The organism is Aminipila sp. (assembly GCF_032051575.1).
Taxonomy (GTDB): Bacteria; Bacillota; Clostridia; order Peptostreptococcales; family Anaerovoracaceae; genus Aminipila.
Genome location: NZ_DAMBYD010000025.1, coordinates 476 through 4,261 on the forward strand (window position 1 = coordinate 476; position 3,786 = coordinate 4,261).

Annotated in this window: 3 protein-coding genes; all 3 read left to right on the forward strand. The window is 31.5% G+C overall.

The genetic code is table 11. The features are described 5' to 3' along the window. On the forward strand, positions 1 to 660 hold a 660-nt coding region (locus RTW14_RS18610), incomplete at its 5' end, for an ABC transporter ATP-binding protein (protein WP_312654313.1). A gap of 105 nt (positions 661 to 765) precedes the next feature. Further along, positions 766 to 2,592, forward strand: a complete 1,827-nt coding sequence (locus RTW14_RS18615; RefSeq protein WP_331654517.1) for an ABC transporter permease — start codon at positions 766 to 768, stop codon at positions 2,590 to 2,592. Positions 2,593 to 3,073: 481 nt separating this feature from the next. Then, positions 3,074 to 3,574, forward strand: a complete 501-nt coding sequence (locus tag RTW14_RS18620; protein ID WP_312654316.1) for a helix-turn-helix domain-containing protein — start codon at positions 3,074 to 3,076, stop codon at positions 3,572 to 3,574. Positions 3,575 to 3,786: the final 212 nt, after the last annotated feature.

Sequence of the window (3,786 nt, forward strand, 5' to 3'; positions counted from 1 at the left end):
TACTTAGCTATCATGGGGGAGTCTGGGTCAGGTAAGACTACCCTTTTAAATATTATTGCAGCACTAGATAAGCCCTCAAGCGGCGAGGTGGTGCTGAGCGGTATAAGCAGTATGAATCTTAAGGAAAAGGAAATTTCTAAGTTTCGTCGTGATAATTTAGGCTTTGTATTTCAAGACTTTAATCTTCTTGATACCTTTTCTTTGCAGGATAATATATTTTTGCCCCTTGTTTTATCTGGTAAGTCCTTTAATGAAATGGATAATCGTTTAAAACCTATTGCAAAGAAACTTGGAATAGAAGATATTTTACAAAAATATCCTTATGAGGTTTCTGGAGGTCAAAAGCAGAGAGCTGCCGTTGCTAGGGCATTAATTACTAATCCCCAGCTTATTCTTGCAGACGAGCCTACTGGAGCATTGGATTCTCATTCAAGTGATGAGCTTCTTCACTTGTTTAATGATATAAATAAAGAAGGAGAAACCATAATAATGGTTACTCACAGTACTAAAGCAGCCAGCCATGCAAGCCGTGTGCTTTTTATAAAAGATGGAGAGGTGTTTCATCAGCTATATAGAGCTTCCATGTCCCAAGAAGAAATGTATCAAAAAATTTCCGATACACTTACTATAATTGCTACAGGCGGTGTAAAAAATGAGTAAGATGTTCTATCAAAAGCTAGCTGTAAATAATATTAAAAAGAATGGAAAGACATATTTTCCATATATACTAACGTGTATAAGCACTATTGCCATGTTTTAAACAGTATGTCTGGGGGAAGGGAACTTAAAATAATACTCAATTTAGGCACTTATGTTATTGGTTTTTTCTCAGTGATTTTTCTTTTTTATACGAACAGCTTTCTTATAAAGAGGCGTAAAAAAGAGCTGGGTTTATATAATATTTTGGGTATGGAGAAAAAGCATATTGCTAAGTTGTTGTTTTGGGAAACCCTTTTCGTGGCAATTATAAGCATGATATTGGGACTGATATCTGGAATTGCAGTAAGCAAGCTTATGTTTTTAATACTTCTTAAGATTTTACAATTTAAGGTGCCAATGGGGTTTATTATATCAACTAACTCCATAGTTAAAACAGTTATTCTCTTTGGCTTTATTTTTGTTTTAACTCTTATAAATAATATGAGACAAATTCATCTTGCAAAACCTGTTGAGCTTCTTAAGGGAGGTCAAGTTGGTGAAAAGGAGCCAAAAACAAAGTGGATTCTTACTTTAATTGGAATTCTCAGCCTTGGAGCAGGCTACTATATTGCCTTAACTACAGAATCACCTCTAGCTGCACTTAATATGTTCTTTCTGGCAGCAATTCTTGTTATGATAGGAACTTGGGCTTTATTTACTGCAGGAAGTATTGCCCTTTTAAAAATCCTTAGAAAAAATAAGAAGTTTTATTATAAGACCAATCATTTTATAAATGTGTCTGGAATGATTTATCGTATGAAACAGAATGCAGTAGGGCTCGCTAACATTTGTATTCTTTCAACTACTGTTTTAGTGATGTTATCTACAACAGTGTCGCTGTATATTGGTATGGAGGATGTGCTTAGAACAAGATATCCAAGAGATATTTCAATAAGCGCAAAAAATATATCAAAAGAAAAGGCAGAAATGATTAATAATATTATAAAAGAGCAATCAGACAAAGATAATATTACTTTGAAAAATATAGTTAAATACCGATCTTCATCTCTAGCTATGATACAAGATAAGAATTATTTCACAGATAATGGCAGTGATTTGGACGCAAACAATTTAGGCTTCATAGAGTTTGTACCACTAAGTGAATATAATGATTTGGAAAATAAATCTATTACTTTAAAGGAAAATGAAGTGCTGCTCTTTACTTATAGAGGAGAAATAGCCGAAGACAGCATTAATATTTTAGGCAATGAGTTTAAAATAAAAGAACGTATAAATAGCATGACAGTGGATGGAATAGCCTCCGCAGTAGTTACTAATGGCTACTTTATTATCGTACCTGATGAAAAGACAATTGAAAAAATATATGCTTCTAGCACTCAGGATGATGGCAAAATGGAGGATTTATCTTATTACTTTTCCTTTGATACTGATGATAATGCGGAAAATGAAATTGCTTTAACTAATGAAATTAATAGCAAAATAAAGCAATTATCTATTGATGCACGTTGTGAAGGCTTGGAAGAATCCAGAGAATCCTTCTTTTCTCTATACGGAGGACTTTTCTTCTTGGGGATATTCCTTGGAGCACTATTTATTATGGCTACGGTGCTTATTATATACTACAAGCAGATTTCAGAAGGCTATGATGATAAGGAGCGCTTTGAAATTATGAAGAAGGTTGGCATGAGCAAAGAAGAGATTAAAAAATCAATTGGTAACCAAGTGCTTATGGTGTTCTTCCTGCCAGTTGTAACAGCAATTATTCATATTGCCTTTGCCTTCAAGGTTATCGTGAAGCTTCTTGCAGTATTAAATCTTACTAATGTTACATTGTTTGCAATCTGCACAGCAGGAACAATTTTTGTCTTTGCTATTTTCTATGCTATTGTTTATTTTCTCACTTCACGAGTTTATTATAAAATTGTCAGCTGATTTGATTTTTAGTTAACTTGCTTATTAGATATATTATAATAGGAAGTTAAGTGGGGAAATATTAGATGCAGCTAAAAAAGTCAAGAATTAATAACTATGAAGGATTTGGCATACAGAACCAAAGTTATAAGTATTAAAGTAGATACTCAAAAAATAAACTTCAATTAAATAATTTTAAGTTAAAAATCGCGTAATTCAAGAAAGTGAATTATGCGATTTTTCGTAATACTACTAACGGATGTACTAAAAGTATTATCATCTGCAACTGATACGGAGAACTGTATCACAAATAAGTGAGTAAAGAGTTGATATGTAAAGTTAAAATGTGTTAAGTAATCAAATTCACCATATAAAAATGATATTACAAACAGTAATAATTAGTGAAATTACTATATTCTACTTATATTCTATATACTCTACCTTTGGTGGGTTTGAATATAGTAGCTTTTGGATTATCATATTATTAAAGGGAGGTGTTATTATGGATACACAAAAAATTGGACGATTTATAACAGAAGCTAGAAAAAATAAAAAAATGACTCAAGCAGAGTTTGGAGAATATCTGAATGTAACTGATAAAGCAGTTTCAAAGTGGGAATGTGGTAAGTGTATGCCCGATAGTTCATTATTTGAAGAAATAAGTAAAGTGTTGGAGGTTTCAGTTAATGAATTGCTAAAGGGTGAATTTATTGAACAGGAAAATGAAGAGGTGGAAAATAATAAAAATACAATTTTATTACTTAGTGAAATTCAAAAGCTAAAAAGAAATGAATCATTAGTTGGGGGATTATGTGCATTATTGATATCATTTATTACAGTAATTTATTCTGGAATATATAAACCAGGTATAAAAGCTTATGAACAATTTTTTGCTGGATTTATTAAAGCTATCAGTGCAGGTTGTCTTGTTATAGGAATACTTCTTATATTTAATGTATGGGTAAAGTACTCAATAAGAAATTCAAATAAAGATAAGAGATAATCGTATTTAAAATAATATATAAGAAGTTAAAGGTTTGAGAAAATAAAGTTTTGACAGGTAGGCTTTAAAATAAGTCTACCTTATCTTCCATGAATAAACCTTTATTTTACAATAACTCATTTATTTGGTACTATATTAGTGTATAAGTTACAAGGCATCTTCAAAAAATAAATAAGTCAGAATGTTCGTCTATTTTGTGTTATACTGCGTCA

Excerpts from the sequence above, each read along its gene's own strand:
- RTW14_RS18615 (WP_331654517.1), top strand. The coding sequence starts at position 766 with ATGTCTGGGGGAAGGGAACTTAAAATAATACTCAATTTAGGCACTTAT.
- RTW14_RS18620 (WP_312654316.1), top strand. The coding sequence starts at position 3,074 with ATGGATACACAAAAAATTGGACGATTTATAACAGAAGCTAGAAAAAAT.